Annotated in this window: 21 protein-coding genes; 12 read left to right on the top strand and 9 right to left on the bottom strand. The window is 48.6% G+C overall.

Annotated features, from left to right (window positions below):
- Positions 1-6: 6 nt before the first annotated feature.
- The 3 genes from BMZ54_RS30480 to BMZ54_RS30490 are packed head-to-tail and all read left to right on the top strand — an operon-like array spanning position 7 to position 5,161.
- The gene (locus BMZ54_RS30480) at positions 7-732 is read left to right on the top strand and encodes a LytR/AlgR family response regulator transcription factor (protein WP_089920725.1); all 726 of its coding nucleotides are present in this window, start codon (positions 7-9) and stop codon (positions 730-732) included.
- Positions 733-747: 15 nt separating this feature from the next.
- Complete coding sequence (locus BMZ54_RS30485; protein WP_089920727.1) at positions 748-3,795, top strand: lantibiotic dehydratase; 3,048 nt, start codon at positions 748-750, stop codon at positions 3,793-3,795.
- Between the two features lie 40 nt (positions 3,796-3,835).
- Positions 3,836-5,161: a GntP family permease gene (locus tag BMZ54_RS30490; protein WP_089920728.1), complete on the top strand. Its 1,326-nt coding sequence runs from the start codon at positions 3,836-3,838 to the stop codon at positions 5,159-5,161.
- Here BMZ54_RS30490 and BMZ54_RS30495 read toward each other — a convergent pair.
- A complete protein-coding gene (locus tag BMZ54_RS30495; protein ID WP_089920903.1) occupies positions 5,156-6,424 on the bottom strand; it encodes a metal-dependent hydrolase family protein in 1,269 nt (422 codons plus the stop codon). The genes BMZ54_RS30490 and BMZ54_RS30495 overlap by 6 nt on opposite strands.
- A gap of 123 nt (positions 6,425-6,547) precedes the next feature.
- Here BMZ54_RS30495 and BMZ54_RS30500 point away from each other — a divergent pair, with 123 nt between their 5' ends.
- The 4 genes from BMZ54_RS30500 to BMZ54_RS30515 all read left to right on the top strand — a co-directional run bounded on the left by BMZ54_RS30500 (position 6,548) and on the right by BMZ54_RS30515 (position 11,582).
- Positions 6,548-8,305, top strand: coding sequence for an ABC transporter ATP-binding protein (locus tag BMZ54_RS30500; RefSeq protein WP_089920729.1), 1,758 nt, complete (start codon positions 6,548-6,550; stop codon positions 8,303-8,305).
- Positions 8,286-10,046: an ABC transporter ATP-binding protein gene (locus BMZ54_RS30505; RefSeq protein ID WP_089920730.1), complete on the top strand. Its 1,761-nt coding sequence runs from the start codon at positions 8,286-8,288 to the stop codon at positions 10,044-10,046. Before BMZ54_RS30500 ends, BMZ54_RS30505 begins: the two co-directional genes overlap by 20 nt.
- A 97-nt stretch (positions 10,047-10,143) precedes the next feature.
- Positions 10,144-10,740: a class I SAM-dependent methyltransferase gene (locus BMZ54_RS30510; protein ID WP_089920731.1), complete on the top strand. Its 597-nt coding sequence runs from the start codon at positions 10,144-10,146 to the stop codon at positions 10,738-10,740.
- Between the two features lie 74 nt (positions 10,741-10,814).
- Complete coding sequence (locus tag BMZ54_RS30515; protein WP_202909400.1) at positions 10,815-11,582, top strand: MBL fold metallo-hydrolase; 768 nt, start codon at positions 10,815-10,817, stop codon at positions 11,580-11,582.
- A gap of 64 nt (positions 11,583-11,646) precedes the next feature.
- On the opposite strand, the gene BMZ54_RS30520 is transcribed toward BMZ54_RS30515, so the two are convergent.
- Positions 11,647-13,821, bottom strand: coding sequence for an alpha-N-acetylglucosaminidase (locus BMZ54_RS30520; RefSeq protein ID WP_089920915.1), 2,175 nt, complete (start codon positions 13,819-13,821; stop codon positions 11,647-11,649).
- A 132-nt stretch (positions 13,822-13,953) separates the two neighbouring features.
- Between BMZ54_RS30520 and BMZ54_RS30525 the strand changes: the two genes are divergently transcribed.
- Positions 13,954-14,154, top strand: a complete 201-nt coding sequence (locus BMZ54_RS30525) for a hypothetical protein (protein WP_089920733.1) — start codon at positions 13,954-13,956, stop codon at positions 14,152-14,154.
- A 205-nt stretch (positions 14,155-14,359) separates the two neighbouring features.
- Here BMZ54_RS30525 and BMZ54_RS30530 read toward each other — a convergent pair whose 3' ends face one another.
- The 3 genes from BMZ54_RS30530 to BMZ54_RS30540 form a co-directional block, all read right to left on the bottom strand.
- The gene (locus BMZ54_RS30530) at positions 14,360-15,361 is read right to left on the bottom strand and encodes an alpha/beta hydrolase (RefSeq protein ID WP_089920735.1); all 1,002 of its coding nucleotides are present in this window, start codon (positions 15,359-15,361) and stop codon (positions 14,360-14,362) included.
- 146 nt (positions 15,362-15,507) lie between these two features.
- Entirely contained in the window at positions 15,508-16,056 is a 549-nt protein-coding gene (locus tag BMZ54_RS30535) for a carboxymuconolactone decarboxylase family protein (RefSeq protein WP_089920737.1), read from the bottom strand.
- Between the two features lie 104 nt (positions 16,057-16,160).
- Entirely contained in the window at positions 16,161-17,012 is an 852-nt protein-coding gene (locus BMZ54_RS30540; RefSeq protein ID WP_089920739.1) for an AraC family transcriptional regulator, read from the bottom strand.
- 100 nt (positions 17,013-17,112) lie between these two features.
- Here BMZ54_RS30540 and BMZ54_RS30545 point away from each other — a divergent pair, with 100 nt between their 5' ends.
- Positions 17,113-19,329: an outer membrane protein assembly factor BamB family protein gene (locus BMZ54_RS30545; protein WP_089920741.1), complete on the top strand. Its 2,217-nt coding sequence runs from the start codon at positions 17,113-17,115 to the stop codon at positions 19,327-19,329.
- 106 nt (positions 19,330-19,435) lie between these two features.
- Here the strand turns inward: BMZ54_RS30545 and BMZ54_RS30550 are convergent, their stop codons facing one another.
- A complete protein-coding gene (locus BMZ54_RS30550) occupies positions 19,436-19,744 on the bottom strand; it encodes a DUF3175 domain-containing protein (RefSeq protein WP_089920743.1) in 309 nt (102 codons plus the stop codon).
- Positions 19,745-19,783: 39 nt separating this feature from the next.
- Positions 19,784-19,978 (bottom strand): hypervirulence associated TUDOR domain-containing protein, encoded by a 195-nt coding sequence (locus BMZ54_RS30555; RefSeq protein WP_089920745.1) that lies wholly within the window; start codon positions 19,976-19,978, stop codon positions 19,784-19,786.
- A gap of 348 nt (positions 19,979-20,326) precedes the next feature.
- On the opposite strand from BMZ54_RS30555, the gene BMZ54_RS30560 reads away from it, so the two are divergent.
- From BMZ54_RS30560 to BMZ54_RS30570, 3 genes are all read left to right on the top strand, one after another.
- Positions 20,327-21,181: an oxidoreductase gene (locus BMZ54_RS30560; protein WP_089920747.1), complete on the top strand. Its 855-nt coding sequence runs from the start codon at positions 20,327-20,329 to the stop codon at positions 21,179-21,181.
- Positions 21,182-21,205: 24 nt separating this feature from the next.
- Complete coding sequence (locus BMZ54_RS30565; protein WP_089920749.1) at positions 21,206-21,451, top strand: Atu4866 domain-containing protein; 246 nt, start codon at positions 21,206-21,208, stop codon at positions 21,449-21,451.
- A 242-nt stretch (positions 21,452-21,693) separates the two neighbouring features.
- A complete protein-coding gene (locus BMZ54_RS30570; protein WP_089920751.1) occupies positions 21,694-22,128 on the top strand; it encodes a TonB family protein in 435 nt (144 codons plus the stop codon).
- A gap of 100 nt (positions 22,129-22,228) precedes the next feature.
- On the opposite strand, the gene BMZ54_RS30575 is transcribed toward BMZ54_RS30570, so the two are convergent.
- Positions 22,229-23,527, bottom strand: a complete 1,299-nt coding sequence (locus BMZ54_RS30575; RefSeq protein WP_089920753.1) for an OmpA family protein — start codon at positions 23,525-23,527, stop codon at positions 22,229-22,231.
- 357 nt (positions 23,528-23,884) lie between these two features.
- Entirely contained in the window at positions 23,885-25,417 is a 1,533-nt protein-coding gene (locus tag BMZ54_RS30580) for a S8 family peptidase (protein WP_089920755.1), read from the bottom strand.
- Between the last annotated feature and the right edge of the window lie 88 nt (positions 25,418-25,505).

The raw sequence follows: 25,505 nt of genomic DNA on the forward strand, positions 1-25,505 counted from the left end.
TCTGTTATGCTATCTTGTATTATAATAGATGATGAACAGCACGCCATAGACCTATTGAAAAGTTACATTGAAAAAGTATCTTTCCTGGAGCTAAGGGGCACCTACAACAATCCGCTGAACGCTATAACAGCAACGGATGTAGACATTATTTTCATTGACATGCACATGCCGCAGCTTTCCGGCATGGACTTCATTAAGCTCATGAAAGGCAAGGCCAGGATCATCATCACCTCTGCCTTTAAAGAGTATGCGCTGGAAAGTTTTGAGTACGAAGTGCTGGATTATTTATTGAAGCCAATTTCGTTCGACCGCTTTCTGAAAGCCGTGCAAAAAGCCATGAACCAGCTTACCTTTGCAGAAGAGGACAATCAAACCAAACAAACAAAAAACTACATTGTTGTTAAAACAGATGCCAAGAATAAGCTGCAAAAAATAGAGCTGGATGAGATCGTGTACATAGAAGGCATGAAGAACTATGTAACGATCCACAAAGAGCAGCAGCAGGTGATGACCCTGCTGAATATGAAAGACCTGGACAACGATCTGCCTAAGGACCAGTTCATCCGCGTACATAAATCCTACATCATATCTATTGATAAAATAAAAATTATTGAGGGGAACCAGATATTTCTGAAGAATGTAAAAGAGAGCATACCATTAAGCGAAACCTACCGGCAGGCATTTTTTGACCTGCTGAAACAAACGATCATAGGGAATAAGAAGCCTATTTAATCAAAACCATAGTGTATGGGGCTATCCTTTTTTCCGGCACTGTTATGCAGGTGTCCTGCTAAACCATTTGAGGATACTGCCATAACGCCGGACATAACCACTTTATTGAACGACGCTGCTTTTATGGAAGCCATTCACCTGGCCTCCCCTGTATTGTACGAGCAATGCCGCAAGTACCAGGCAGGTGGAACAGATGTTTCCAAAAAACAGAAACTGCAGAACAGCCTAACCAAGTACTACAACCGTATGCGCAGCAGGCCTACGCCATTTGGCCTGTTCTCCGGCTGCACCACCCTGCAGTGGGGCGCTGACACACGTATTACTTTAGACAGTAGTAAATGGCAGCGGCACATCCGCTTTGATGTGGATTTTTTGTGCGCGCTGGTACAGCAGCTGCAACAGCACAAGGCCATCCGCCACCAGCTGCACTACCGCTTTAATACCTCTGTATATAAAGTAGGTAATGAATACCGGTATTATGAATACCAGCTGGAAAACAACCAGCGCAAATACCAGGTGAGCGCTGTAGCTGCCACGCCGCTGCTCATGCACTTAGCTGCGCTGTGCGGGAAAAAGGAAACTGCTTTTTATATGCTGCGCGATCATATTATTGCGCGGGAACAGGTGCCCGCAGCAGAAGCAGAACAATACCTGGAAGCGCTGATACAATCACAGCTGCTGGAAAGCAACCTGCACTTCCAGGTAACGGGTGTAGATTATTTAGACCGCATCATCCGCATACTGGAACCCATCCACGCAGCCAACCCGGATGCCCTGACCGGCCATTACTTACAGCAATTATTACAGTTGCAGCAACAGCTGCGGGAAGCGCCGGCTGCCGGTTATTTGCCCGCCGCGCTGGAAGCCATAGGCAACCAATTGAACACCGCAGGCTTTAGCTTCCAGGAAAACCGGCTGTTCCAGCTGGATGGCACGGTAGGTTGCAGGGAACAAACCGTGCACCAGCAGCTGCAGGAAGATATTATTGCAGCACTGGAAGTGTTACAGGTATTATGCGCCGGGCAAACAGACAGCCCCTGGCTGCAGCAGCTAAAAACTGTTTTTGCCAGCCGCTATGATACTGAACCCGTGCCCCTTACGCATATCATCGACCCCGACACTGGCATTATTACCAACGGGGGCGGTGGCATTGAGCTGGATGGGCAACCCCTGCAGGGCTTTGCCGCCAGTGCCTCCACTAACAACGCTGCGCAGGATACGCCTGACCGGCAAAAGGTGCAAACACTGATCACAGAAAAATTATTACAGGCGTTTAAACGTGACGACTACACCGTAACTTTTACAGATGCAGAGATCAATGGGCTGCGTAAAAAAATTACACTCCAGCCCCTGCCCGCTACTTTTTCCGTGATGTTCAGCTTTGTGAATGATGGCAATACTATCTTAATGGAAAATGCGGGCGGCGCCAGCGGCAGCACGCTGATAGGGCGTTTTGGCCATACGGATGCCACCATCCGCGCACTGCTGCAATCTATACATACCTTTGAGCAGGGCCGCCACCCAGGCAGCATCTTAAGCTCTGTAGTACACTTACCGGAAGACAGGACAGGGAATATTTTACAGCACCCTGCCGTGCGCTGCCTGGAAATACCTTACCTGGCACATTCCTCCCTGCCGCCGGAAAGACAGCTGTCTGTAGCAGACCTGTACATAACCCTGCAAAACAAAGAGCTGATCCTTTACTCGCCCCAGCATGAAAAAAATGTGCTGCCGCGTATAGACAATGCGCATAACTATGTATTTAATACCCTGCCGCTGTACCGCCTGCTGGGCGAGCTGCAGGGCCAGGGCAAACAAACAGCGCTCAGCTTTTCATGGAATATAACGTTACCGGGTATACATTTTTTTCCGCGCGTGCAATACCGGGAGGTGATCCTTTGCCCGGCGCAGTGGCATTTGTCCTTAAAACATTATAAAGACCTGTTGCAGCCCGATGGAGCTGCGGCCTTTTACCTGTTTGCCAGCAAATGGAAGCTGCCGCCCTTTTTTGTACTGGCCAATGGCGACCAGGCCTTGCTGGTAGACCAGGAAGATATAGCCAGCGTACAGGCTTTCATCAGCGCTATTAAAGACCAGCAGCAAATAGTGCTGAAAGAATTCCTATACGCCTCCGGCACTGTGAAGGATGAGCACAACAAACCTTACGCCCACCAGATCATTGCAGTAGTAAAAAATGAAACGCCCGCCAATGATCCTGTGCTGCAAACACCCGTTACCCTGCCGGAGCGGCATTTTGCTGTAGGGTCGGAGTGGTTATATTTTAAGCTGTATTGCAGCACGCATTACGCCAATGAGCTGCTGCAGCATACTATTGCCGCAGCCGCAGAGCTGTTCCTGCTGCATGGCCTGGCCGACCGCTGGTTCTTTATCCGCTACCAGGATCCCGAACCACACCTGCGCGTACGGTTTCACCTCACCAATATTATACATACCGGCGCAGTGATCCACCACCTGCAAACCACGCTGCAGCATGCCATACAAAGCCATTTTGTGTGGAAAGTGCAAACAGATACCTATTGCCGGGAGCTGGAACGTTATGGCGCAGCAGATATTACTGCTATTGAGCAGCTTTTTTATGCAGACAGTACGGATGTGCTGCAGCTGCTGCAACAGCACACAGATGATGCACAAACTCCTTCCCTGCTGTTCAGCGCCCTGCAGTATGCGGATGACCTGCTGACCTTATTCCATTTTACCCTGCCGCAAAAGCTGGCTTTTGTAACGCATCACCAGGATGCTTTTGAACGGGAGTTTAACCCCGGCAGGGAAGAAAAGGAAATTTACAACCAGTACTACCGGCAGCATACCGCTGAAATACAACAGCTGCTGCAAAATACGCGCCCCCAGCCTGCCTGGGCCCACCTGCTGCCGCCGTTGCTGGAAAAACGTAACAGCACGGCCTTACAACAGCTGGCAGGCGATCTGCTGCACATGCACATTAACCGCTTGTTCCATATGGCGCAGCGCCGTTATGAAATGATCATTTACAGCGTGCTGTATAAACATTACCGTTCCATGGTAGCAAGGCAGGGTACTGTTTAAAAGTGGTTTTGTTATATTGTGTGACTAAACCCACCCACGCATGACCACGGATCTGATACAGGTATTAATTGCACTACTGGCAGGCATTGGCGTTATTATACTGCTTACAGCCAAATACCGCGTACATGCCCTGTTTGCACTGTTCCTGGCCTGTTTTGTAACCGGCCTGGTGGTACAATTATCTGTAGCAGATATTATTACCGCCATGAAAGATGGTTTTGGCAACATCATGAAATCCCTGGGTTTTATTATAGTGCTGGGCACCACGCTGGGTGTGCTGCTGGAACATACCGGCAGCACCCGGGTAATGGCAGCATTTATATTAAAGATCGTGGGAGAACGGTATGCCGCTGTGGCCATGAGCCTTACAGGTTTTATTGTGGGTCTGCCCATTTTCTGCGATTCCGGTTACATTGTATTAAGCGGGTTAAACCAATCCCTGGCAAAACGTACAGGCATTTCCGTAGTTATTATGTCCGTATCACTGGCCACAGGTTTGTATGCGGTACATTGCCTGATACCGCCCCACCCCGGCGCTACTGCCGCTGCAGGCACCATAGGCGCTGATTTTGGAAAACTAATGCTGATGGGTATTGGCGTGGCTATTCCTGCAGCCATTGCAGGCGGCTGGTGGGCGCATTATGCAGGTAAAAAAATTCCCGTGGTGCAGCAGGCGGAAACATCCGAAGCCGCTAACAGCCCTGCACCACCGGTATGGCTGGCCTTTTTGCCGGTAGCAGTCCCCATTTTGCTGATTGCCATAGGCGCTTTTACCAATATTGAGAAAACCACTAATGGTACATTACGTTTCTTTCATACCCTGGGCGACCCTGTGCTGGCTTTATCCGTAGGTGTGCTGCTGGCCTTTGCAGGCGGCAGGGGCTGGAACAAAACCACTACCGGTAAGCTGCTGGGAGAAGCTGCTGAAAAAGCAGGTGGTATTTTAGTGATCATTGGTGCAGGCGGCGCTTTTGGAGCGGTGCTGGCTGCCGCAAAGATCGGGGAGCATGTAAGCGCAGCCGTACCCCTGGGCAGCTTTGGCATCGTGTTCCCGTTCCTGTTAGCCGCTTTGCTGAAAACAGCGCAGGGCTCATCTACCGTAGCTATTATTACGGCCGCTTCTATTGTGCAGCCGTTATTGCCGGCGTTAGGATTAGACAGCGATATGGGCCGCATTTTGTGCATACTGGCCCTGGGCGGCGGCTCTATGACGCTTTCCCATGCCAATGACGCCTACTTTTGGGTGATCTCCAAATTCTCCGGCCTGGAAATGAGAATCATGTTAAAGGTATACTCCATTGCTACCTTATGGATGGGATTAGTAACACTGCTGGTGGTGTATTTGCTTTCCCTGTTCTTGTTATAGCTTATAGATCACTCCATCTTTCATTACGAACTTTACCTGTTCCAGCGCTTTAATATCAGCTACCGGGTTGCCGCTTACTGCAATTATATCTGCCAGCATACCTTTACGGATACTGCCTATTTTAGCGCCCCAGCCAATAACTTCCGCATTACCGCTGGTAGCAGCCTGCAGCACGGCTTCTGTGGGCATGCCATATTCCACCATCTTTTCAAGCTCCAGGTAATTCTTACCATGTGAGAACACACCCACATCACCACCGGCACAAATGGTAACGCCGGCCTGTAAGGCTGCTTTAAAACTTTTATGTTTCTGCACCACACGTTCCGGTTCCGCATCAATACCCGGGCGCCAGCCTTTGTACATAGCGCCTGCTTCTACTGCCATAATGGTGGGACACAGCGCCACGCCTTTTTCTTTCATCAGGCGAAAGATCTCCGGCGTACCCATATCCCCGTGCTCAATGGTATGTACGCCCGCCAGGATAGCCCTGCGCATACCTTCTGCTGTACCGGCATGGGCTACTACATAACGCCCGCTGGATGCAGCTGTTTCCACGGCTGCCTGTAATTCCTCTATACTAAAAGTGGGAGCCGGCTGCTCATCCAGGCCCCAGCGGTAATCCGCATACACCTTTACAACATCTGCACCCTGGCCTATTTGTGTGCGTACTTCTTTGATCATGCCTTCCTTACCATCTGTTTCTGCCGCGCCTTTGGGCAGCTCCAGGTCGGCCATTTCGTTCTTAACTCCGTAGCTGCCTGTTGCTACAATAGCCCGGGTGGCAATCAGCAGGCGCGGGCCGGGTATTACGCCTTTGGCAATACTTTGTTTAAGGCCTACATCATCATACCCGGCGCCTTCTGTACCCAGGTCGCGGGCCGTAGTAAAACCGGCCATGAGGGTGGCCTTTGCATGTTCTGCTGCGCGTATAGCCCTTTCTGCCCGGGATTCTGTAAGCAGCTGCTCTTTCCAGGTAAGCTCGTTATACGGATGCAGGAACATATGCGTATGCCCCTCTATTAACCCCGGCAGCAAGGTTTGCTGCGGCAGGGCAATGCTGCGCACCTGCGCCGGTACCATGAAAGAACCCACCGGGCCGGCAGCTGCAATGGTATTCCCTTTTACCAGCACCTGCCAGCCTTTTTGCAGGGTGTGGCCGTCAAATACCTGCATGGGCTGCAGGAGTATGTAACCGGTATCCACAGGCTGCTGAGCCATTAGCCAGCTACCGTAAAAGCATAATATCAAACAAATAATACGCATAAAAGGCATTGTTATTACAAGATAACAACTTTGAGGGGCGGTGAAACCCATAATATTTTTCTACTTTTAAAATATAATTGCCGGTTAATCCGTCATGCCTTAGTACCCTCATTCAGATCAACTATGAAAAAAGCCAACGGAACTGCCACACCTGCCGGAAACAAGCCTCCCAAAATAGCTGCCCTTATTAAGCCTTACCGGGGAATGGTGCTGTTGCTGGTATTGCTGGCGCTTCTCAGCAATGGGTTAAACCTGGTCATACCCCGCATTATTGCCTACGGGATTGATTCCTTTGGCAAAGGGCAGCTGGTATATAAGCCTATTCTCATTTACTTTGCCAGCGCCAGCGTGCTCATTTTCATTTTTACGTACCTGCAGAACATTGTTCAAACCTATGCTTCTGAACGGGTGGCCCGCGACCTGCGTACCCGGCTGGCGTTAAAAGTATCAGGACAGAGCTATGCACAGATCCAGGAAAGTAACCCGGCCAAATTGCTCACCAACTTCACGGCGGATATTGATACGGTAAAGCTGTTCATTTCACAGGCCGTATCCTCTATTGCATCTTCCGTGGTTATTATCATAGGCGCCGCTATATTATTAATGGAGATCAACTGGAAGCTGGCCCTGGCCGTGCTTATGATCATCCCGATGATCACGATAACTTTTGTAATGGTATTTGGCAGAATGAGGGCGCTGTTCCTGAAAGTAAGGGCTACCACCGACTGGCTGAATAAAGTGATCACGGAAAGCATATTGGGCTCGGCCCTTATACGGGTGCTGAATGCACAGCTGCTGGAATACGATAAGTTCTATACCGCCAATACAGATGCCAGGAACATTGGCCTGGACATTATGCGGCTGTATGCCCTGCTGATACCAGTGATCTCTTTTATTGCCGGTATAGCCATTGTAACCATCCTGGCGCTGGGTGGGCATTTTGTAATCAGCGGCGGCATGACCTTGGGCGACCTGGCCGCCTTTAACAGCTATCTTGCCATCCTCATTTTTCCCATTGTGCTGATCGGTATTATGAGTAACGTGATCGCACAATCCACGGCTGCCTACCAGCGCGTACAGATGGTATTATCCATGCCGGATGCCGTGGAAACCGGTACCGTAACGGAAGCTATCCGCGGCGACATTACCGTACAAAACCTGCGCCTGCAGTATGAAGGAAAACCGGTACTAAAGGATATTTCCTTTTCCGTAAAAGCCGGTACAAAAACAGCCATCATTGGCCCAACAGCCGCAGGTAAAACACAGCTGTTATACCTGCTCACCAATCTTGGCAAACCGGATAGCGGTACCATCTTTTATGACGGGCATGAGCTGAGCACCTATAACCGTGATTCCCTGCACAAGCAGATAGGCATGGTGTTCCAGGACAGCATTATCTTCAACATCAGCCTGCGGGAGAACATTGCGTTCAATGACAGCGTAACGGCAGATGCTATGGAACGCGCTATTACCACTGCTGCCCTGAAAGACTTTACCGATGCGCTGCCGCAGCAGCTGGAAACCATGGTATCTGAACGCGGCACCAGCCTTTCCGGCGGACAAAAACAACGTATTATGCTGGCACGTGCGCTGGCCATTGATCCGAAAATTTTATTGCTGGATGATTTTACCGCGCGGGTGGACAGTAGCACCGAACAACAGATCCTGCAAAACCTGTCCTTGTATTACCCGGACCTTACCCTGGTATCCGTAACGCAAAAGATTGCCTCCATTGAGCATTATGATCAGATCATATTACTGATGGAAGGCGAAATTGTGGCTTCCGGCACCCACGAAACGCTGATGCAAAGCTGTCCGGAATATGTACAGATCTATCAATCACAACGCAGCACCAATCACTATGAATTACAATCTAAATAGCACCGCTGATCCGGCACAGAAAACCAGCACCTTTTCGGCGCTGAAAAAGTTATTCCGGTTCCTGGCGGCGGAGCAGAAAACCCTGATGCTGGCATTTTTTACTATTATCGTCAGCTCAGGATTAAACCTTACAGGCCCTATCATTATCGGCTATACGATCGATCATTTTATACAAAACCATCAATACAGCAATGTGCTGCTCTTTTGCGGATTGTTGTTACTGGTTTATACCGCAGCCTTTGTAGCCAATTACCTGCAGGCCCGCCTGATGGGCGGTATAGGCCAGCGTATGCTGTTTAACCTGCGGAATGCGGTGTTTGCCAAGCTGCAGGAGCTGCCTGTGGCTTTCTTTAACCAGAACAAAACCGGTGATCTTATTTCCCGCATCAATAATGATACGGATAAGGTGAACCAGTTCTTTTCGCAGTATCTGCTGCAGTTTGTGAGCAATATATTCCTGATGACGGGTTCCGGTATTTTCCTGCTGTCTATTCATCCGCGTTTGGGTGGGGCTGCGCTGGTACCTGCCGCATCGCTACTTATCTTTACCCGTTTGATCTCGCCCTGGGTGCGCAGAAAAAATGCCGCCAACATGAAAAGCACCGGCAGCATGAGTGCGGAGATCCAGGAAAGCCTGAACAATTTTAAAGTGATCATAGCCTTTAACCGGCGGGATTATTTCCGGAAACGTTTTGATGAGGTGAATAAGCAGAACTACGGTACTGCTATTGGTGCTGGCATGGCCAACAACGTATTTATGCCGGTGTTCGGCTTATGCGCGCAGCTGGCGCAGCTGACCGTGCTTACGTACGGTATTTACCTGGTATCCACGGGGCAGTTCACTATTGGAATGCTCATCAGCTTCTTTGCATATGTAACTAGCTTTTATAATCCTATACGCCAGCTTTCTGTGCTGTGGGCCAACTTCCAGGTAGCGCTGGCCGGATGGGACCGCATCTCACAGATCCTTACCCTGCAATCTGACCTGCCTTTGCTGGCCACTGCAGCGGAAAGCAACAACACGGCCGTTATGGAATTCAGGAACGTGCAGTTCCGTTATCCCGATAGTCCGCCCGTACTGCACAACGTAAGCTTTACCATGGAACAGGGTAAAACCTATGCCCTGGTAGGACCAACCGGCGGTGGTAAGACCACTACGGCCTCCTTAATAGCACGCCTGTACGATCCTACGGAAGGACAGGTATTCCTGAATGGTAAGGATATCCGCACTTACGAAGCAGCTACCCGCAGCAGCAAGATCGGGTTTATATTACAGGAGCCTTTCCTGTTCAGTGGCACACTGCGCGATAACATTTTGTTTGGCAACGCAGAATATGTGGGCATGACAAACGAGCAGCTGAGCGAAGTAATAAAAGAAGCTCACCTGGAAAGCCTGCTGGCGCGTTTTGAACAGGGACTGGACACTAAGATACTAACCAGCGGAGATGCAGTAAGCCTTGGGCAAAAACAGCTGATCGCTTTTATCCGCGCTGTACTGCGCAAACCGGAGCTTTTAATATTAGACGAAGCTACCGCTAACATTGATACCATTACCGAACAGCTGCTGGAAAAGATCTTACAACAGCTGCCGGATACTACTACCCGCGTGATCATTGCACACCGGCTGAACACCATTGAAAATGCAGATGAGATCTTTTTTGTGAATGCAGGTGAAGTGATCCGCGCCGGCTCACTGGAACATGCAGTGAATATGCTGCTGCATGAAAAGAGGGCTAGCTGATCTTCTATGTTATTACCACACGGGGCCATGCCGTTATGTACTCGCTAATTTATTTTTTTGGGATTAACTTTGTGATGGAAAAAGTAAAAACGGTGAAATGATTGACCCAGAGCAGGCGCATTATTTTTCATCTAATGCGGATCTTGATAGTATTTACCCGGAGCGTATCCGGAAATTATCCAAACGTCACTGGACTCCGCTGGGTGTAGCAAAAAAGGCAGCGCAATTCCTGGCAGCCAAACCAGGTGATAAGATCCTGGACATTGGCAGCGGTGTGGGCAAGTTTTGCCTGGTGGGTGGTTTCTCCTGTCCGGATCAACATTTTTACGGGATAGAACAGCGCCGGGAGCTGATTGAGCATGCGGAAGCAGCACAGGCGCTGACCGGTGTGGAGAACGTAACTTTTATACATGGTGATTTTACCCGTTTGGATGTAACCCCGTATAATCATTTTTATTTTTACAATTCTTTTTATGAGCACCTGGTTGAATCTGATGACCGCATAGATGATGAAGTAGATTATTCTGAAGGGATGTATAACTTTAATGCCCGTGCATTGTACCTGGCGCTGGACAGCAAACCGGCGGGAACGCGGGTAGTAACATTTCACAGCCTGCTGGATGAAATGCCGCAGGGTTATCAGCTGGCGTATAGTTCATTAGGCATGTTGCTGAAGGGGTGGATAAAGGTGTAGGGTTGGCCACCAAATAAAAAACACCATTTTAAGGCCTTATCACCTTATATTTATCCCATCAAAAAACCGTTACCATGTCTACCATTACCATCCAGCTTCTTCGCCATGCTACCCTCCTCCTCTCCATCAATAATCAACGCATACTCGTAGATCCTATGCTCAGCAAAAGAGCTGCTATGGACCCCGTACCTATGGCCGCTAACGAAGACCGCATTCCCCTGGTAGACCTCCCCCTTTCCGATACTGAATTAGCCACTTTATTAAATGATATAGACGCCGTTATTATTACCCATACCCATCGCGATCACTGGGATGCTGCGGCGCAGGAAAAGATCGCAAAAGACAAGATCATCTTTTGTCAGCCTATTGATGTAGCATTGATACAATCGCAGGGATTTACCCGTGTACAACCCATTGAAAGTAATTTCATCTGGAACGATATTTCCATTCACCGCACCAATGGGCAGCACGGCACCGGCGAGATCGGGCAGAAAATGGGAACCGTTTCAGGCTTTGTGCTTACATACGGCGAACAGCGTTTATATCTTACCGGGGATACCATCTGGTGCAGTGATGTAGAAGATGCCATTACCACCCACCTGCCCACCCACATTATTGTAAACGGCGGCGGGGCGCAGTTTGTACAGGGCGATCCCATTACCATGACCATCAACGATGTGCTGGCGGTAGCGCAATTTACAGAAGCGCCTATACAGGTAGTACATCTGGAAACGGTGAACCATTGCTATCAGAGAAGACCTGATTTTAAAGCCGCTATTGAAGCCAACAACCTGCAGGCGCAGATCAGCGTGCCGGATGATGGCGCATCCTGGAGTTTATAATATCTGCTTTTTACGGATTCCAATTTGCCGTTCACAGATTTTTACAAAGTGTAACGGTATGCTATCATTTACTAAACTCCTTCACCAGCTCCCTTGCACGTCGCACCGGATCCGCATAAGACTGTAACGTGCTTATACCAGGCTTTTGCACCCACTGCTCTTCCCACTGCGGCAGCATAGCTCTTTTATCAGAAAAATACATACGTATACGCGGTACATAATAATCCCGTATTAAACCGCTCCACAGCCGTGCTGCATAATCCTCCTGCCGCCCGCCCCAGGTGGTAATAAGGCGTTTGGCATCAGCTTCATAATAATTCTTATCAGCTTCATTAGCGCCATGTGCACGGGCTAAAGCTACCCAGGGTTGTAAACGGTCTGTAGGGTGAGATGCCAGCAAGCTATCCGTAGCCAGCAACAGCCGGATGGAAGTATCCAAAGCGGTTTGCCGTTGTGCAGTTTGGCCCAAAGAATCTGCCAGCAAAGCGGCTTTATAGTACCGGTCTGCTTTCAGACCCAGGTACAGCGCTGCCAGCTCCACTGCATCATTACGGTACAAATCACTTTGCTGCAGCTGCGGTGCGCAGGCCAGGAAATTTTGCACGGCGGTAAAGAATGCAGGGTTATCATCTACCTTCCCCACCCGGCGCCGGTCTGGTTTTACCAGCTGCCATACAAAACGGGGATAGGGCGAAAAAGTATTGTAGCATGACTGCCGCAGCTGCTGCCAGGCAGTTACCATTTTTGGCGGACAGCCCCCATAACGGGAACGGCAGTACGCAGGCAGCCATCGGGTTAAATTAATGGGTTTATTCGTCCAGGCCATATCAGCTAACAGCTCATAGATCACTTCATTATTCTCCAACCCTTCCGGTGCAGCGCCAAACCCTTCCAGCTTACCGTGGCCGGGCGTTTGCAGGGCTGTGGCAGAGCCGCTTGCATAGAGGTCCAGCACACCGGTGTAAGGCGTTTTACCGCCAAAGTTGGGCACATAGCTGTAGATCCAGCGTTTGCCGTAAAAACCCTGGTGCGTTTTCCAAAGTGCAGGGATCTTCCAGACATAGGGCGGGTATTCATTGCCCAGATCCACGATCATCATGTGGTCATCAGGCACTTTAGAAAGCATGGCTTTTAAAGAACGCTGGTCCCAGAAAGTGTGCTGGTAGCCGAATGTCCAGCCCTGGGTAACCCACACTGCATCCGGGTTACCGGCTATTACAGAGCGGTAAATGGTTTGCCCGTAATCTGCCAGCAGCCGGTATTTTTGTTCAGGATCATTCTTAGGTACCGGCACATCCATTTCATTAAAGCTATCGGAGAGGTAAAAGGTATTTTTCCCAAACTCCTTTTCCCATTCCTGCACAAACAGGCGGCCTATCTGTTCAAAAAAGGGCGTGTTGGGCGAGAGCACATAGGCATTATACCCCTCCGGGAAACCGCCCCATTCCAGCTTTTTCACGGGCAGCTCCGGGTGCAGCTTTTGAAAACCTTCCGGTACAAACCCGGCAAAAGCCGGTGCTATGGGTGATATGCCCAGCTGGTGCATACGGTTAATAATATAGTGTTGCAGCGCCAGCTGATCCTGCGGCCAGGTGGCAGGAAAAGGGCCGTTCCATTTATTCAGGTTGCCCATGCGGTGCCAGGGAAAATAGGCAGGGCCGGTAAAAAAATTCTGAATGTCAGCCTCCTTTACGCCCATTTGCTGCCATACCCGGGCGGCGATACTTTCGCTGGCTACCGGCGCCAGCGCCAGGTTAATGCCGTGCAGCGCCATCCAGTCCAGCTCCTTTTCCCAGCGGGCCCAGTCCCAGTAAGGGGTGGTGTACCCAAAGGTTACCACGTTCAGGTAATAGCGGTACCGGTAAGGACTTACTGCCCGCTCCTTTGGGTGATCAGGCCATTTAGCCGGCAGGGGCAGGTGGCTGCCGCTCCAGGAAACCATGCTTCCGCAGGCGTTTTGCAGGTATTTGTAAAAACCGTGGCAAATAGCGGATGGGCTGCTGCCCCGTACCAGCAGCTGTCCGTTATGGGCGGATATTTCGTACACATCATGTTCCTCCGGCGCAGGGATCACCTGCAGCTGAATGTGCTGCGCCCTGCTGCCGATGAGCCGCTCCATTACCCCGCGTGAAATGCTGACAATACTATCTGCAGGCGCCGCACATACAGGCGCCGTGTAAACAGCCCCTGCAATAACAATATTTATGACCAGGAATAACTGGTAAAACAGGCTCCGCATAAGCATGAAATGGGTTAATTATCAACGATCTAATCAAGATACGCCATTTAATTATTTTTTCCTTTTTCCTACTGACATAATGCTGTCACAACCCGGTAGTTACTTTGTATCAGCAAGCAAATAATAACGGATATGACCAGCAACATGCAAATGAATATCTACCAGCAATGGCCCGAAACGCCGGCAGCACCACGGTCACTGTGTGGCGCTGCCGGATTGCCGCGGGAATGGGCGGTAGATGCTTATCCTGCTGAAGTGGATGAGGAAAGAGATCCCGCAGACCGGTTCTCGCAGGATGAGCTGGTGGAGATCATCGCGCAATACCTTTTTTAACTATAACCTGCCAGGCCAAATGAATGGCAGGTACCTTAAATAAAAACAGGTGTTTAAACCGTGGGTTTAAACACCTGCTCCTTTTGCAACCATTAACGCAATACACAGATCATCTCACACTTCAAAATAACCAGTCAACGGTCTTTATATATTTAAGCTTCCAGAGATATACGCTGTATTGGCTTTCTCCTTTATGCTTTCCGCTTTATGCTTTTAAATATTTCTTCAGCTCCGCAGCGGCATGCTCAAACAGAGAGCGTACGGTAGGCAGCTCTGCCAGGGGATTCAGCAGGCCAAAATCATGGATCATACCATTATAACGTACCGTGGTCACCTTTACACCGGCTTCGTCCAGCTTGCGGCCGTATGCTTCACCTTCATCGCGCAGAATATCGTTTTCCGCTACCTGTATCAATGCCGGGGGCAAACCTTTCAGGTTTTCTACAGGGTTGCGTAAAATGGCCAGGTGCGGCTCTTTACGCTCATCAGCATCCGTAGTGTACTGGTCAAACATCCATTTCATTAAGGAAGCGCTCAGGAAACGGTCTTCACCATATTTCTGGTAAGATTCCGTTTCAAAGTTGGTATCCGTTACAGGCCACATCAGGATCTGCAATTTAATATCCGGGCCGCCTTTTTCTTTAGCCATCAAAGCCGTTACACCAGTCATGTTACCACCTACGCTATTGCCTACTACTGCCAGTCTTTTACCATCTACATTAATTTCGCTGCCATGCTCCGCCACCCATTTGGTAGCAGCATAAATTTCGTTAATAGCTTGCGGGTATTGGGCTTCGGGAGAAGGGGTATAGTTCACAAACACCGCAGCTGCGCCGGAAAGCACCACCAGGTCGCGCACCATCCGTTTGTGGGTGGGGTAATCGCCCAGGATCCAGCCACCGCCATGGATGAAAATAAATACCGGCAGGGTTTCCGTTACACCTTCAGGGCGCACAATATTCAGCTTCACCGTGTAGCCATCTGCGTTAATAGTTTTTTCTGATTCTTCAATACCTGACAGGTCTACTTTTACAGAGTTTTGCACTGTTACCAATACATTGCGGGCATCTTCCTTGGAAAGACTCTCTACCGGGGCGCCACCGGAGTTTAATACTTTTAATACGGCTTTGGTACCGCTGTCAAGATGAGGATCTGTTGCATAGTTGGCTACGGCGCTGTTCTTTTCTACGACAATTGTGTTACTCATGATGCTGGATTTTTAAAGATGATGGATTTGGGATTCATTGAAGGGGATATCTGATACCACACGCTTACAGGTTCACGGGGCCTTTATAAAGATACCAGAATATCCCGGTCAATTATATATAGAGCCATTATTGTTATAAAATTATTTTAGGCTTTTTCAGCATGTAAAGCAGGGGCTGCCGGAAAGTCAATAGGTATCTGGGTTACGCCATACAGCAGGTTAGTGATGGTTTTATCGCCTACCACCAGGATGGTATCTACCAGGTTTTCTTCCGTATAACCGGCGGCAAAAAAGTTGTCAACCACTTCCGCATCGGCCTTACCGCGTTTTTCAGTCAGGTTCTTGGCCAGTTTCACCAGGGCATCCAGCTTACTGTCAAAAGGCGCTTCACCACTGCGGATCTCCAGGATCTGCTCATCCGTAAAACCGTTTAGCTTACCGATCATAGTATGTGCGCTTAAACAATAGTCACAGCTATTCACTTCACTTACTACCAGGTTAACGGCTTCTTTTTCTTTGGCTTTTAAAGAGCTTTTAGCACTACTCAGCGCCAGGTAGGTACCCAGGCCATTTTCAGAATAGGCCATGGTGGCGTACAGGTTAGGCACTTTACCTAAACCTTTGGCTAATTTATCAAACAGCTGCTGGTTAGCGGGGGATACATTTTCTTTGGCGGGAACTTTGAACGTTTTCATTTTTTATCGTTTTAATTTTCATTGTCGTTGTTGACGATGTAAAATTGCTACGATTTCAGTCCTTTAAAAATGGACACTCTTCCCGAAGATTTGCCGATTTTTCCCTACGCCCTGTTTTGTAAGGATCTTTTGAAGTCAGAGGGGCTCAGGTCTGTTTGATTCTTAAAGAAACGGCTAAAGTGCCCGGCATCCTCAAAACCCAGCTCCAGCGCTATTTCCTTAGCCGATCTTTCTGTATAATAGAACAGGCGTTTGGCTTCCTGGATAATCCTTTCCTGGATGATCTGCAAGGGTGACCGCTGGTTATAAAGGGCAAACAGGTTAGAAAGTGTTTTGGGCGATTTGTTGAGCGCATTGGCATAGAACTGTACCTGGTGCTGCTGTTTATAATGTTCTTCCACCATCAGGGTAAAGTGGCGGATAATATCCAGCTTGTTCTTATTGATCTTCTCCGGATCTATATATTGCTTTTTAGCCAGGCGGGTTATTTTAATGATCAGCCTTACCAGCAGGGTGCGGAGCATGGTGGCCTGGATCTCATCTTCATCCGCCAGCTCGTCTTTAAATACCTCCAGCAGGGCTTGTATCTTATGCTCCTCTGCATCATCTATATGAATGAACATAGGCTCCGATGCGCCAAAGATGAAACCTATACAGCTCACTTCTTTGTCGTGGTCAATAATACAGTAAAAGTCGCGGTTAAACTGCCAGCCGGTAATATCCTCCGGCCTTTCAAACCGGAACGACTGGTTAATGACCAGCGGCAGAATGGCATTGGCCGGGAAGGTATAGCTGATCTCATCTATCACCACCTGCTGCGCCGGGCCCCGGTTCCAGGCAATGGTAAGGTATTTTGTTTTACTGTCGCGGGTAAAAAAGTACCGGTCAAATTGCGGTTCATTGATCACTAATAGCAGCTCTCCGCCAACAGCGGGATCTTTGAATATCATCTTCATCTGTCTGTCCTGTATTACTATACAAAGGTATTTCATCTCCCCGGCAAATTATAAAATACAGGACCGGACGCTTATATTTGGAAGATAAGCTAATCCACGTATGACCTTACGCACGTTCACGCAGGCAGCCCTGTTAGCGCTGATGCTGGCGGCCTGCCGGCAACCCTCCACCCACCGTGATTACAGCGGCTGGCGCACCTATGCCGGTTCCAAAGACGGTATCCGTTATTCATCCAATGACCAGATCAATACGGGGAATGCAAACCGGCTGCAGGTAGCCTGGACCTACAGCTCCCACGATAAAGACCCGGACAATCACTCCCAGAACCAGTGCAATCCTATTATAATTGATGGCGTGCTGTATGGCACTTCTCCGCGCCTGAAGCTGCTGGCGCTGGATGCAGCCACCGGCACACCTAAATGGGTATTTGACCCCGCCAGCCTGGAAGACACTACCAATGCCGATCCTATGGCTTTCTTTAAAGTAAGCCGCGGTGTTATGTACTGGCAAAGTGAAGACGGAAAAGATAAACGCATTCTTTACAGTGTGGGCGAAAAGGTATATGCTATTAACGCCGCTACCGGTAAGCATATCAGCAGCTTTGGCGAAAAGGGTTACGTGGATCTTTCCAAAGACCTGGACCGTGACACCGCCAGCTATAATCCTTTTATTGCAGCTACCACACCAGGCATTATCTATAAAAACTTAATGATCATTGGCATGCGGGTAGCAGAATCTGCGGATGCAGCACCCGGCCATATCCGCGCCTATGATGTGCTTACCGGCAAACGGGCCTGGATCTTCCATACCGTTCCGCAACCCGGCGAAAAAGGTTATGATACCTGGGATGATAAGGATGCCTGGAAAAAGTTCGGCGGCGCCAATAGCTGGGCCGGTATGTCGTTAGATGAAAATACCGGCATCCTGTATGTGCCTACCGGGTCTATCGGGGGCGATTTTTATGGCGGCATCCGCAAAGGAGCTAACCTGTATGGCAATTCACTGATAGCGCTGGATGCGGCTACAGGCAAATATAGCTGGCATTACCAGTTTGTGCACCACGATCTCTGGGACCGCGACCTGGCAGCCAATCCCAACCTGGTAACCATTACCCATAACAGTAAAAAGATTGAAGCCGTAGCGCAGGTCACTAAACATGGGTACATCTTTTTATTTGACCGCAGCAACGGACAGCCCGTATTCCCTATCAATGAAACGCCGGTACCAGCTTCTGACCTGCCGGGAGAAGTTGTATGGCCCACACAACCCATACCCACCCTGCCGGAACCTTTTGCCCGCCAGCATTTTGATTCTGCCGACGTATTTGGTCTTACGCATGAATCATATGCATTGCTGATGGAAAAGTTCCACCAGGTGAAATACAATGCTATGTTCACACCGCCCAGCAAAGCCGGTGTATGGATCTTCCCGGGTTTTGACGGCGGCGGCGAATGGGGCGGTGCAGCCGTGGATCCGGAAACCAGTATTTTGTATGTGAACAGCAGCGAGCTGCCCTGGTCATTAACCATGATAGATATGCCGGCTAAAACGGCAGATGCATCTCCTAAAAACCTGGGTAAAGCGGTGTACGGCAAATACTGCGTGGCCTGCCACGGACCGGAGCTGAAAGGCAATGGCAGCTCCTACCCTTCCCTGGTAGATATTGATAAAAAATATTCCGCGGCACAGGTACAGGAAATTATTACCCACGGCAAGAACATGATGCCGGCCTTCAAAATGGAGGACGGTGAAAAACAGGCGCTGCTGGCCTTTTTACTGCACCTGCAGGAAAAACAGCCAGCCATACCGGCCACTAAAAAAGAGATGCCCAAAGAGCCGGGCAGCACAGACAGTATGCGCATGAAAAAAAGTATCCTGGATGAAGTGCCCTATACCATGACAGGATATAACCGTTTCCTGGATGCAGACGGTTACCCCGGCATTAAGCCGCCCTGGGGCACCCTGAATGCCGTAGACCTGAACAGCGGTAAGCTGTTATGGAAAGTACCCCTGGGTGAATATGCGGAGTTGACAAAAAAAGGTATTCCTGTAACCGGCACTGAAAATTATGGCGGGCCTTTGGTTACTAAAGGCGGGGTAATATTTATTGCAGCCACTAAAGATGAAAAGATCCGCGCGTTTGATAAAGCCAGCGGTAAAGTGTTGTGGGAAGCGCCTTTGCCCGCTGCAGGTTATGCAACGCCGGCTACTTATATGGCGAATGGTAGGCAGTATGTGGTAATTGCATGCGGTGGTGGTAAGATAGGAAGTAAGTCGGGAGATACGTATGTAGCGTTTGCGTTGCCGGCGAAATAATGATGATACTAAACTTAAAAGAATATAAAACTTCAAATGTAAAAGTGGAATGCAGCGGATAAGGACTACGTTCCACTTTTACATTTAAGATTTAAAAAATTAAAGTTTATTCTCGTCCAAAAGCCACTCTCAGCTCATCTTTTGCTTTTTCCAATACATTCTTTTGCCGCTTCGGCAAATTCTTTCCCGCGCGGTTAATATAAAAAGTTAACATCGACATAGCAGACCTGTACGGACTGGATTTACGCCGGTGACTTTTGTTGGCAGATGACTTCAGGGATTGCGCAATCTCCTTCGGGTCATGTGATTCAAAAATGTTCTTCTTCAGGTCAAGCGCATCACTGTTCTCTGTTACCTCAGCAGACCATTTCCGGGTAGTTTTATGCGCCGTTGCTTTTTTGTGTGTGGTAGGCATATAACAAATTTTTTGATGATCAAATAAAATGACTATATCCTATTTATGCAGTGCAGATGCTTTATGCGCAGCGGTTCCCCCGCTTTTATCACTTTCCACTTCATATTGCGGCTCGCTGGCAGATGCACGGTGTGTTACACCTTTAAAAGTAAAATCTTTGGTATGCACCTTTATAATTTTACCGGTGGATGATTTCCAGTGAACCGTATTGCCCTTTTTAAATTGCTTTTCCATACCAAAAAAAGGGGAGAAAAATCGCGCCAGTTTGCGCTTACACCGCAGGCAACAAATGATTGCGGCCTTTTATAAACAATATGTTGCCCTTTATAGACAATGTAATGTTATGCAAGCAGCCTGATGTTACGCCACTATTCATGGTGCTGCTAATACCTCTGCATGACAACTAGTCCCATTATAATTCTTTGATTAATAATAGCCGTACTCCCCTCTTAAAGGCGTATACCCTGCTATCCAACGCTACCCCCTTTTTACGTTGTTTGAATTTTGCAATAATACGTTTGAACCGCGTAAGTCCCCGCATGTTTCCCTGCGCTAATTTTGTTGCATCAAAAACACAAACATATGAACAGCAAAAAAACATGGTTTATTACCGGCGCCTCCAAAGGTTTAGGTCTTTCCTTTGTGAAGCAGCTATTGGAACAAGGCCAGCAGGTAGCCGCTACCTCCCGGAATATAGATGACCTGATCTCCGCAGTAGGTGAAAATGTGGAAGGATTTTTTCCGCTGGCTGTTGATATTAAATCAGAAAGCAGCGTAAAAAATGCCGTAGCCGCTGCCATTCACCATTTTGGACGTATTGATGTAGCAGTGAACAACGCCGGCTACGGCCTGGCAGGCAGCCTGGAAGAGCTTAGCGACCTGGAAAGCCGCGACAACTTTGATGTGAATGTATTTGGTACCCTGAACGTAATACGCAGCGTAATGCCGTATATGCGCGAGCAGCAATCCGGCCATATCATCAACATTTCTTCTATTGCAGGTTTTACCGGTAATTTCCCCGGCTTCGGCATTTACTGCGCTACCAAATTTGCAGTAGACGGATTTTCAGAATCGTTAGCCGCAGAAGTGAAAGAGTTTGGTATAAACGTTACCATTGTATCACCGGGTTATTTCAGAACACAGTTTCTGACTGCCGATTCCCTGCGCGTGCCTGCTAATGAAATTGCAGCCTACAAATCAGTAAGAGATGTACAGGAGCTGCACCAGCAGGAAATAAATGGTAACCAGGCCGGCGACCCTGAAAAGGCTGTTGCATTGGTGATCCGCATTGCCAATGAAAAAAATCCGCCCTTACACCTATTCCTGGGAGCAGACGCTTACGAACTGGCATATGGAAAAATTGCCGCTATTGAAAAGGACCTGGAAAGCTGGAAAACACTGGCTACTGCTACTGCTTATGAAGCAGTTAATGCATAGTACACACATTTAAAACTGTATTGTATGCAAACACCTTCCCCTTACACCGGCATGTGGATGACGAAAGATGGCCACATCCGCCAGGAATTGTTACCCAATGGCCGGTATGATGAAGCAAGAGGCACCCGCCAAAGCGCCTACACCGGCAGCTATACCATTAACGGTGATCATATAGAATACCAGGATGATTCCGGCTTTAGCGCTGATGGCGATTTCCGGGATGGGGTATTGTACCACGGCGGTTATGTGTTCTATAAGGCTGAGATGTAAAATGAAACATTCTTTGTAACACTCCTGGCAAAAGGCCATACAGCAGGCGGCTGCGGAAACGCCGGAGATAGCTAAAAGATAATGCCACACCTCTCCGGTGTGGCATTATTTTATTTCCGCAATAATTCAGCAGCATACCAATAATACATTTATACCTTTTAAAGATACTTTTTTAACCTTAACATCCACATAACCGGCTTTTTCAGAAAAGTCCCTATCTTGCCATATTAAATAATATTAATATGATTCGACTTTTACTCTGGATAACACTTTTAGGAACCGTTATCCCGGGCATGGCACAAACTAAAACGGCCGATATACCGCTTACAAAGGAAAGTGATGGGGATGACCGTATTTTTGTGCTTATTGAACAACCGCCCAGCTACCTGAAAGGTACGGACAGCCTGCAGCGGTTCATCAGCAAAAATTTACGCTATCCTGAAAAAGATAAGCAGGCACGTTTGCAAGGTATTGCCTATGTATATTTTGTGGTGGCAAAAGACAGCACCCTGTCTAATGTTACCTGTATGCGATCACCCAGCCCCGCTATGGGAGAAGAAGCCGTGCGCCTGATAAAGGAAAGCGGTAAATGGATACCGGGCAAACAAAATTCCGTTACAGCTAAAATGAGCCATACTTTACCAATAAAATTTTCATTACCGTCTGACGTAAACTAACGTCAGCGGCTACGCTACGCCAGCTTTAGTTAAAAATTAAAACCCGCTACGGTGCTAACCATAGCGGGTTTTATAATTATATGCTTTTACAACAGCGGGGTTACAGCTTTATAAACTCTACCCGCCGGTTATTGGCCCGGCCGGCAGCTGTATTGTTATCATCAATAGGCTGTGTTTTGCCTTTACCATCCGTATCCATGCGGGCAGCATCAATGCCAAAATTTTTGCTGAGCGCCTCTTTTACCGCTGCAGCGCGGCGTTTGGAAAGGTCCTGATTCAGCTGGTCATCACCGTTAGCGTCTGTATGGCCTACAATTTTCACACGCACCCCGGCATTTTCCTTCAGCACATTGGCAATATCCTGCAGGCTGCCGTAAGATGCGGCCTGTATTTTATCGCTGTTCACATCAAACAAAATACCGTGTGTTACAAACTTGCCTTCTGTTATCAGCTTGTTGCGGGTATCCGGTGCGCCTACTGCCAGGCGGATGTTGCTGATAAAGAAGGTTCCGCCTTCCTTGCCATAATCCGGCGCATAGGTGGCAAATACCAGGGAGTTCAGCACAGTGTTGGCATCCAGCGCACGGGGCAGGTCCAGCGTTTTAGTGCTGTCCAGGTACACACGTATGCGTTGTTTCTGCCGCCAGATGGATACTCTTACAGCGTTCTTTTTGGGTACATTAAACTCTGGCGTAGCGCTGATGTTATGATTACCGATAACATTGCTGGAATAATACATATCGCCATCCCCGGAAGACTTGGGGTTAAAGCTCACCTTAAAGTTGGGAATACTGCTGGTACTGGTCTCTTTACCATAATCAAACTTCTCATCTGCATTTTTTGTTTGCAGCAGGCTGATAGTAAGCTGCCCGATGCTGGCAATGCCGTTATTGGCCATTAGATCTACCTGCAGCGTAAAGTTGTCGGGGAAGTTACTGGTCAGGTATTCCGGGTAAAAAACGCCGTCCTGTTTAATGCTCAGCCATTTACCCGGGCGGTTGTTCACGGTCACCACTTCTGCGCCGGTGCGGGTATTCCATTGCGCGGGAAAATCACCAATGGCCTCCTGTGAAAAATCTTCATCCATAATTATTTTGGCGCCGGGCACAAAATCAAATTTGGAATAAGAGGTAATATCCACGTTAGGCCCTATGGCCGCACCTGCATTGCTTTCACCGTTCGTAGTGGTAGTAGTGCCAGTGCTGCCGCTATCAGTACTTTCAGGGGAGTTTTCACCAGATTTTTTCTTGTCTTTTTTCTTACCCGCGTTGTCTATAGTTTTATCTATCGCATCATTTGCTTTCTGCTCCATTTTATTTTTAATGCGGTCAAATAGTTGTGCCTTTACTATCGTACAGGTTAACATACAGGCGGTCCCAATTACAAATAATTTTTTCATTGTTGTACTCTTGAGGAGAGATTAAGGTTAATCAGAATGGGTACAAAAATATACAAATAATCGTCTTTACCGCCTGCAGACCGCCCGGGCTGTAAAAAACCGGGTTTATACGTAACGGTTAGCAGGTGAAATAAAGGGTAATTATACGGTTCTGCTAACATGTAACCTCCTCTTAATAATCCATTTAGTGTAAAACGGGACAACTTTCTCCGTCACTGCATTGGTTATGCAATACCCGGCTATAAATTTTAAATAATAGCAGTGGCCCGCCCTTTACCAGGCGCACAGCAAGTAAGTTTATTACAAATAAAAACGCCATGAAGCATAGCTATGGGCGCTTTTACCAGCAACATTATTTTACTGGATAGCCGCCAGCGCATTCACCCTGCCCCAGCCAAAGCTACCATTGCGGTTGGGATAATAATTTGCGGCATGCGCCATTTTATCGATCACCTGGTCTTTAGTATAGGCAGGAAATTTACTCCACACCAGGGCGGCTATACCCGCGCAGCTGGCCGTGGCTGCAGAAGAGCCGCCTACAGTAGAAGGTCCGTCACCGTCCATGGCTAATGATAACACGGTTCTGCCGGTGGATACCTTTTCCATTACCACTGTAAAATCAACTGCAGATCCGGTATGGCAGGTGCCGCAGCGCTCTGTTAAATTATCTTTAATACCTGTTACGGCCATTACTTCGCTCATATTGCCGGGAAATATTACGCCCGCCCAACCGGCTGTCCAGTCAAAAGAAGTACCGGCTGCACAAAACAACAGCTTACCATTGTTATTGGCATAACGGATGGCATCACTGATCTGCGAGCTGGAAAAAATAGTGCCCATGCTCATGCTCACGATCTTTACATCGCTGCGGTTACCGGCCAGCACATAAGCATCCGCCACACCTTTGATCTCGCTGCTGCCCAGCAGGAAAACATCCTGCGCGGCATGTACCAGCACCAGGTTAGCATTGTAGGCAACACCGGCAGTATTTCCGTCAGTGCCTCTGGGTGCGCCCAATACACCCGCCATTTTGGTGCCGTGCCCACAGCCGTCATCTATACTGCCACCCGGAGAGGTAACCAGCTTCTCCACCGTTCTGCCGGCAGAAAGGCCCTGGTTAATATCGCTGCCCAGGTTCTCCTGGTCCGGGCTTACGCCGGTATCAATGATCATTACTTTTACGCCTGCGCCGGTAATGCCTGCATTCCATACTGCGTTAATGTTGTGATATGGATAATTCCAGGATTGTTTGGCGGCAGGCGTTATTACAGTATAATCCTGTCCGGCTGCCAGCGCGGTATTGGCCGTATTATCCCCGCAGCCGGATGAGCTGATGTCGGATGCCGTTTTGCCATTACTGTTACCGGTGTTCATTACAGCGCCATAACCGGTTGGCTCCGCATAACGCACCAGCAGCGATTTCCTGAGTGCTTTAATGGTGGATAGCCGGCTTACCTTTACATCTATAACCGGCAATACTTTCTCTTCAAAAGCGGTAATACTTTGCGCATTCACCTTTAACCCACTCTTTTGCTCCTGCGCAATGATCAGCTGTAATACCTGCTCCCGTGCGGCTTTCCACTCGCTGCTGTTAATATTAATGGTGTGTATCTTTTTGTTAATGTCCTGGAAACCGGCAGGCTGGTAACCTACGGAAAGAATGCTGTCGCCCTGCACCAGCGCGCTCCATACCATTTCATCACTGGCCATACGCCATTCAAACCGGTCGTTCGCTTTCAGCTGCTGCTGCACAAAATTATTAATAGCTGTTTTGGATATTACCGGCTGCAAAGTATCTGCAGCAGGCTGCGGGGCTGTTATTTGTTCTGTTCTGCTACAGGCGGTTGCCAGGCCCAGGAAGGCCAGTACAATAAGGGTTTTCGTTTTCATAAGGGTTATTTTTAATGAGGGTTTAAGTTAAGATCACAATGTTACCTGGGTATTACTCAGCCATCTCAGCCGGGTACTTTGTTTAGCT

The sequence above is a fragment of the Chitinophaga rupis genome, assembly GCF_900109685.1.
Lineage (GTDB): Bacteria > Bacteroidota > Bacteroidia > Chitinophagales > Chitinophagaceae > Chitinophaga > Chitinophaga rupis.

Excerpts from the sequence above, each read along its gene's own strand:
- BMZ54_RS30510 (WP_089920731.1), top strand. The coding sequence starts at position 10,144 with ATGATTGACCCAGAGCAGGCGCATTATTTTTCATCTAATGCGGATCTT.
- BMZ54_RS30575 (WP_089920753.1), bottom strand. The coding sequence starts at position 23,527 with ATGAAAAAATTATTTGTAATTGGGACCGCCTGTATGTTAACCTGTACG.
- BMZ54_RS30490 (WP_089920728.1), top strand. The coding sequence starts at position 3,836 with ATGACCACGGATCTGATACAGGTATTAATTGCACTACTGGCAGGCATT.
- BMZ54_RS30540 (WP_089920739.1), bottom strand. The coding sequence starts at position 17,012 with ATGAAGATGATATTCAAAGATCCCGCTGTTGGCGGAGAGCTGCTATTA.
- BMZ54_RS30505 (WP_089920730.1), top strand. The coding sequence starts at position 8,286 with ATGAATTACAATCTAAATAGCACCGCTGATCCGGCACAGAAAACCAGC.
- BMZ54_RS30560 (WP_089920747.1), top strand. The coding sequence starts at position 20,327 with ATGAACAGCAAAAAAACATGGTTTATTACCGGCGCCTCCAAAGGTTTA.
- BMZ54_RS30555 (WP_089920745.1), bottom strand. The coding sequence starts at position 19,978 with ATGGAAAAGCAATTTAAAAAGGGCAATACGGTTCACTGGAAATCATCC.
- BMZ54_RS30530 (WP_089920735.1), bottom strand. The coding sequence starts at position 15,361 with ATGAGTAACACAATTGTCGTAGAAAAGAACAGCGCCGTAGCCAACTAT.
- BMZ54_RS30495 (WP_089920903.1), bottom strand. The coding sequence starts at position 6,424 with ATGCGTATTATTTGTTTGATATTATGCTTTTACGGTAGCTGGCTAATG.
- BMZ54_RS30515 (WP_202909400.1), top strand. The coding sequence starts at position 10,815 with ATGTCTACCATTACCATCCAGCTTCTTCGCCATGCTACCCTCCTCCTC.
- BMZ54_RS30500 (WP_089920729.1), top strand. The coding sequence starts at position 6,548 with ATGAAAAAAGCCAACGGAACTGCCACACCTGCCGGAAACAAGCCTCCC.
- BMZ54_RS30520 (WP_089920915.1), bottom strand. The coding sequence starts at position 13,821 with ATGCGGAGCCTGTTTTACCAGTTATTCCTGGTCATAAATATTGTTATT.
- BMZ54_RS30545 (WP_089920741.1), top strand. The coding sequence starts at position 17,113 with ATGACCTTACGCACGTTCACGCAGGCAGCCCTGTTAGCGCTGATGCTG.
- BMZ54_RS30550 (WP_089920743.1), bottom strand. The coding sequence starts at position 19,744 with ATGCCTACCACACACAAAAAAGCAACGGCGCATAAAACTACCCGGAAA.
- BMZ54_RS30570 (WP_089920751.1), top strand. The coding sequence starts at position 21,694 with ATGATTCGACTTTTACTCTGGATAACACTTTTAGGAACCGTTATCCCG.
- BMZ54_RS30535 (WP_089920737.1), bottom strand. The coding sequence starts at position 16,056 with ATGAAAACGTTCAAAGTTCCCGCCAAAGAAAATGTATCCCCCGCTAAC.
- BMZ54_RS30485 (WP_089920727.1), top strand. The coding sequence starts at position 748 with ATGGGGCTATCCTTTTTTCCGGCACTGTTATGCAGGTGTCCTGCTAAA.
- BMZ54_RS30525 (WP_089920733.1), top strand. The coding sequence starts at position 13,954 with ATGACCAGCAACATGCAAATGAATATCTACCAGCAATGGCCCGAAACG.
- BMZ54_RS30480 (WP_089920725.1), top strand. The coding sequence starts at position 7 with ATGCTATCTTGTATTATAATAGATGATGAACAGCACGCCATAGACCTA.
- BMZ54_RS30580 (WP_089920755.1), bottom strand. The coding sequence starts at position 25,417 with ATGAAAACGAAAACCCTTATTGTACTGGCCTTCCTGGGCCTGGCAACC.
- BMZ54_RS30565 (WP_089920749.1), top strand. The coding sequence starts at position 21,206 with ATGCAAACACCTTCCCCTTACACCGGCATGTGGATGACGAAAGATGGC.